The sequence below is a fragment of the Roseovarius sp. BRH_c41 genome, from assembly GCF_000961715.1.
Taxonomy (GTDB): domain Bacteria; phylum Pseudomonadota; class Alphaproteobacteria; order Rhodobacterales; family Rhodobacteraceae; genus Roseovarius.
Genome location: NZ_LADY01000001.1, coordinates 1 through 5477 on the forward strand (window position 1 = coordinate 1; position 5477 = coordinate 5477).

Below are 5477 nucleotides of genomic sequence, written 5' to 3' on the forward strand. Positions count from 1 at the left end.
GTGACAGCCGGGAGAGACCGGCACCAAACACCCAACCCGGAGGCGCGCCATGGCCGAGACGATCAAGAGCACCGACGACACCCGGGTCGAAAACAGCCCCGTGCGGCACAGCTACCGCAAACTGGGCGACATCGAGAAGGCCCGGGTCGAGGCGATCAAGGATATCGGCCAAAGGTTTCTCGACGAGATCGCCGCCGATCAGGGCCGCGAGTTTTCCCTCGCGCGCACCAAGATCGAAGAGGCCGTCATGTGGGCCGTCAAAGGGGTGGCCCGCTGATGGCCTACCTGACTGTGCAAGACATGATCGACCGCTACGGCGAAGGCTTCCTCGCCGAAGTGACGGCGCGTGACACAATCCCCGGCGTGATCGGTATGACCGCGCTGCAGGTGGCCGTGGACGACGCCGTGTCTGTCGCCGAGAGCTATGTCGCAGGGCTTTACAATGCAGACAATCCGCCCCGTGTCCTGACGATGCATACTGCGGCAATTGCCTGGTACCGGCTGCTCGGTGCGCGGGCCGCCGCCTTTGACGGGGCCGAAGAGGGCTATGAGGCCGCGATCAGCTTTCTGCGCGAAGTGCGCAAGGGCGAGGCCTCGCTCGGAGACGAGACGCCCGAGGACACAGGCCGGGGCAATCCCCAGCTACCCCAGATCAGCGCGCCGGAGGGCACCTTCACCCGCGACAGCCTGAAGGGGTTCTGAGATGGTCACCCTCACAGTCAGCCTCGACAGTCTCGACTTTGACAGCGCCATTGCCAATGGCCTGCGCCAGTTGTCCGACCTCACCCCTTTGATGCGCCGCATCGGCACCGTTCTGGAAACCTCCGTCTCGGAGCGGTTCGAGAAGGGCGAAGGCCCGGGCGGCATCGCGTGGCCCGTCTCGCACCGCGCGCGCGAGTTCGGCGGCAAGACGCTGGTCGACAGTACACGCCTGCGGGACAGCATCGTGACAGAGGCTGACAGCCAGTCCGCGCGCATCGGCACCAACGTGCCCTACGCCGCCACCCATCAGTTTGGCGCGTTCATCGAGCCGAAGGCCGCGGGCGGTGACGCCACGGCCAAACTCGCCTTCACCCTGCCCAATGGCCAATTCATCATGGTCGACCAGGTCGAAATTCCAGCCCGGCCCTTTCTGGGCTTTGACGACAAGGACGAGACCGACATCGTGGACACGGTCGAGACCTATCTCCGCGAGGTATTCGCATGAACATCTCCGATGTCATGGCCCGCCTCGCGGCTGAGGTGCCCGAACTTGGCGGTCGTATCGACGGCGGGCGCGCCTTTGTCGATCTGATCCGCTCGAAGAAACTGCCGGCGCAATCGGTCGCGGCCTATGTCTTTCCCTCCGGCATTCAGGGGGGCCGCCCGGATGCTGCGTCGGGTGTGTTCAGCCAGATGCTGACCCACCGCACGAGCGTGGTGATCTTCGCCCAAAGTTTTGATCGCACCGGGGCCGCCTCCCTCGACAAGATCGACCAGTTCCTGATGCGCGTGGTGCGCGCCTTGGCGGGATGGGCACCGGGCGACGAGGTCGGTGTCTTCCGGTTCGAGCGCGGCCAACTCATGTCCAGCGGTGCCGGTGTGCTCGCCTACCAGCTTGATTTCTCCATCGATGACCAACTGAGGATCCTCTCATGACCAATCTTCCGACCTCCGGCGGGGCGTACACCCGCGATGACAAGGGCGCGCTGAAGCGCGCGGATGCGTCGCCCTCAAAGCCCGCCCCCACCCCGAAACCCGAGAAGAAGGACGCTGACAAATGAGCCTGCTCTGGAGACGCAAGGTCCTGCTGGCCAAGCAGGAAACCACCTATGGCACCGATGCCGCCCCGACCGGCACTGATGCAATCCTCGCCACGGATGTGCGCCTGTCGCCGATGCAGGGTCAGGATCTGGACCGCAATCTCGATACGCCGCACGGCGGCCCCACCGGCACGATCCCCGTCGATCTGCACCGCACGATCTCGTTCAAGGTCGAACTGGCAGGCTCCGGTACCGTCGGCACCGCGCCCCGCTGGGGCCGTCTCCTGCGCGCCTGCGGCTGTGCCGAGACCGTGACGGCGGCCACCTCCGTGGTCTACAACCGGGTCTATTCAAACCTCGAGAGCATCACACTCCACCTCAATATCGGCGGCACGCTCTATGCCATGGTGGGCGTGCGCGGCACCGCCGCCTTTGACGTCTCGGCCTCGGGCATTCCCTATATCGAGTTCGAGTTCACGGCCCTCTATGTGGCCCCGGCCGACGTGGTCCAGCCAACCCCGGACTTTATCGGCATTCCCGACCCGCTGGCCGCGTCGGATGCCAACACGCCGGTCTTCACGATTGATAGCACCTCGCTCGTGATGCGCAATTTCAAGCTCACCCTCGCCAACCGCATCGAGGCGCAGTTTCTGATCGGCGAGGAGGAAGTGATCCTCGACGGGCATGAGAACACCATCGAGGCGCGGGTGCGCGCCGTGACGCTCTCCACCTTCAACCCGTTCACCATGGCGGCCACCCAAGAGAAGGTCGCCGTCGAGATCGAGCACGGCAAGACGGCGGGCAACATCGTCAATATCGCGGCCCCGAATGCCCAGATGCAGCGTCCCGAGGGGCTGGAGGACGGGCAAGGCCGCAAGGAATGGCCGCTGCGCCTCGTGCCACTGCCCACCGCCTCCACCGCCGCCGACCAGTGGGCGATGACGCTCACCTGAGGGGGTTCAACGCCCCCTTCAATGCCCCTTTGAAAGAGAGTTCACCCCCATGTTCAAGATCGACCAGACGCCGACCTTCACCCACCCTGTCGAGATCAAGGTGCCCGCCGATGGCGGCCATGATCTCCAGACGCTCAATGCCACCTTCCGCGTGCTGCCCGATGAAGAGATTGAGGCGCTCGACATGCGCACCACGCGCGGCGAGCGCGAGTTCCTGTCGGCGGCCATCGTCAGTCTCGACGACATCGAGGACGAGAAGGGCAACAAGCTGCCTTACAGCCACGGCCTGCGCGACCGGCTGATTGGACTGGCCTATGTCCGCGTCGCCCTGGTCAACGCCTATTACGCGGCGTTGGTGGGGAAACGGGTAAAAAACTGAAATGGGCCGGGCGGGCATGGGCGCGCGGCGACCTGATCGCAGATGACGCAGGCGGCGACCATGACGACGAGGCGGAATTCTGGGGGATCGACCCGGGTCACCTCCGCCGCGATCCGTCCGGCTCTGGTGTTTGGCCGCAGAATGTCCCGGCGGTGCGGGCCTTTCTCGCGGTCTGCAATCAATGGCGCACCGTCTCGGCCGGGCTGGCGGGTTTCCGCGTGGTGGGCCTTGACTACACGGCCGCGCGGGCGGGCCTGCGCATGAGCGGGGTCAAGGTCACGCCCGCGCTTTGGGCCGAGGTGCAGGTGATCGAAGGCGCGGCTGTGGCCGCGATGAGGGAGAACTGAGATGGCATTCCGTGTCCAGGGCGAGATCCTCATGGACGCCGATCAGGCGAAGGCGGAGTTGCAGGCCACCGGCACCGCCGCGAAATCGGCCTCCCAGGACATTCGCGGCGTCGGCACCCAAGGTGCAACCGCCGCACGCGGGGTCAAGCAGCTTGAGACGGCCGCCAGAACCTCCGCTACGGGCCTTAGGGCGGCAAGCTCGGCCGCCGAGGTCAATGCAGCGGCGACCCAGAAAATGGCCTCGGCCAATCGCCTCGCCGCAGGCTCGATGGGCAACCTCGTGGCGCAGGGCAATGACGTGTTTGTCATGCTCGCGGCGGGTCAGAACCCGCTCACGCTGGCCATTCAGCAGGGCACGCAAATCACTCAGGTGATCGGGCCGCTCGGGGCGGCGGGCGCGTTCCGGGCATTGGGCGGGGCGGTTCTCGCGATGCTGAGCCCGATCAATCTGATCACCATCGGCGCACTGGCGGCGACCGCTACCGTGGTCAATTGGTTCATGTCCTCCTCGGAAGAGGCCGAGAGTTTCGCGGACAGCGTCGAGGCGCTCGAGAACCGGATCGACAGCCTGAGGGACAAGATCGCCGAGGCCTCATCCACCCGGCTCGAACTGGCCGACCGCTTCGGCGAAGGCTTTGTGGACCGCGCCCAAGACCTGCTCGACCGGATCGTCGAGGCCGAGAAGCGTATCACCGCCCGTGAGACCGGCGAAAACATCGGAGATTTTCTGGGCGAAACCGGCGTGGACTTTGGGCGCATCAACCGCAACCGCAACCTCCTGCCGCAATCGGTCGACGGCGGGCTCGACGTGGCCGAGGGTCAAGCGCTCTCCACGCTCGCTTCTGAGTTCGACCTCAGCGGTCTCTTTGGGCGGATGCGTGCCGGGAGCCGTGAACTTGTTCAAGACGTTCTCAACGATTTCGCCGCCCTTCAGGAGGCCGCGCAAGGCACGGTCGAAGAACAAGCCGCCGCCGTCGACGCGCTGATCGAGAGCTACACCCGCGCCGCGCTGGCCTCGGGGGAGACGTCCGAGGCAGAGCAAGACCGCCTCCTGACGCTTGACAAAATGCGTCTGACCCTGGCCGAAGTTGCCAAGCTGCAAGGGGAAGACCCCGCCCGAAACCGCCAGACCGAAGAAATGCTGACCTTCCTCGATCTGGTGACCAAAAGCACCGGCGAGCAGCTGAAGGCCGAGGCGGCGGCGCAGGCCACGCTCTCGACCATGATCCAGCAGAATGGCGTGGCCGAGGCTATCGCGCGGGCAGGCGCGGACAGTGCCGAGGTGACGCGGTTGCGCGCGCAGTTCGCCCTCGATGCGGCGCTTGCGGAGGCCGACGCCTCTGGCGCGAGCGAAGAAACAAAAGAGGCCATGCGCGAGGCCGCACAACACACCTTTGAAATCGCGACGAGCGACATGTCCGGCAGCATCCGCGCGGCCGCCGACGAGGCCGCGCGGCTCTCGGCCGAGGTGCGCGGTGCCGTCGATGCCATGTTCGACCTGCAATCCCAAGGCCAGGTCGGGTTGGAGAACGCCCGTATCCGGGCGGAGTTTCGCGACGATCCGATTGGGCGCGCCGGAGCCTTGGCCGGTGCTAGGTTCGACCGCGAGACGGCGGTAATCCGGGGCGAGGCCAGCGGCGATACGGCAACAGTCGATGACCTAAATGCGCGCCGGGACGCCGTTGTCGAACTGGCCCGTGAGACATCCCGCCTCAACGAGCTAGCCCGGCCGACGCGGTCCGGCAGCGGCGCGCGTGGCGCATCGGCCAACGAGACCCTGCGCGAACAGCAGGCGCTCGACCGGCTGATCGAGAGCAAGCGGCGCGAGATCGAGGCGCTGCGCGAGAGCGACCCGGTGCAGCGCGAGATGATCCGCCTGCGCGACCGCCTGACCGCCGCGACGCCAAAGCAACGCGCGGAGATCGAGGCGCTCGTCGAGGCCCATGAGAACGAGCGCGTCGCCATGGAGCGCAAGGAGGAATTCAACAACGCCGTCGACGACGTGCTGCTCGAGGCCGAAAGCCTCCGGGACGTCTGGGAGGGGATCGGCGACATG

At 66.0% G+C, this 5477-nt stretch carries 9 protein-coding genes; all 9 read left to right on the forward strand.

Annotated features, from left to right (window positions below):
- Window positions 1–49: 49 nt before the first annotated feature.
- Window positions 50–277: a hypothetical protein gene (locus tag VR71_RS00005; protein ID WP_045680025.1), complete on the forward strand. Its 228-nt coding sequence runs from the start codon at window positions 50–52 to the stop codon at window positions 275–277.
- Window positions 277–702 carry a DUF1320 domain-containing protein gene (locus tag VR71_RS00010; RefSeq protein ID WP_045680027.1) on the forward strand — a complete coding sequence of 142 codons (426 nt, stop codon included), beginning with the start codon at window positions 277–279 and terminating at the stop codon, window positions 700–702. The genes VR71_RS00005 and VR71_RS00010 overlap by 1 nt, the downstream gene beginning before the upstream one ends.
- A 1-nt stretch (window position 703) precedes the next feature.
- Entirely contained in the window at window positions 704–1207 is a 504-nt protein-coding gene (locus VR71_RS00015) for a phage virion morphogenesis protein (protein WP_045680029.1), read from the forward strand.
- Entirely contained in the window at window positions 1204–1638 is a 435-nt protein-coding gene (locus VR71_RS00020) for a hypothetical protein (RefSeq protein ID WP_045680031.1), read from the forward strand. The genes VR71_RS00015 and VR71_RS00020 overlap by 4 nt, the downstream gene beginning before the upstream one ends.
- Complete coding sequence (locus VR71_RS24440; RefSeq protein WP_296429639.1) at window positions 1635–1763, forward strand: hypothetical protein; 129 nt, start codon at window positions 1635–1637, stop codon at window positions 1761–1763. Before VR71_RS00020 ends, VR71_RS24440 begins: the two co-directional genes overlap by 4 nt.
- Window positions 1760–2695 (forward strand): phage tail tube protein, encoded by a 936-nt coding sequence (locus VR71_RS00025; RefSeq protein ID WP_045680032.1) that lies wholly within the window; start codon window positions 1760–1762, stop codon window positions 2693–2695. The genes VR71_RS24440 and VR71_RS00025 overlap by 4 nt, the downstream gene beginning before the upstream one ends.
- 49 nt (window positions 2696–2744) lie before the next feature.
- On the forward strand, window positions 2745–3074 hold the full coding sequence (locus tag VR71_RS00030) for a hypothetical protein (RefSeq protein WP_045680034.1): 330 nt from the start codon (window positions 2745–2747) through the stop codon (window positions 3072–3074).
- Between the two features lie 86 nt (window positions 3075–3160).
- Window positions 3161–3421: a DUF1799 domain-containing protein gene (locus VR71_RS00035; protein WP_296429641.1), complete on the forward strand. Its 261-nt coding sequence runs from the start codon at window positions 3161–3163 to the stop codon at window positions 3419–3421.
- 1 nt (window position 3422) lies between these two features.
- Window positions 3423–5477 (forward strand): phage tail length tape measure family protein (locus tag VR71_RS00040; protein WP_045680037.1); only part of this gene is annotated, 2055 nt, incomplete at its 3' end.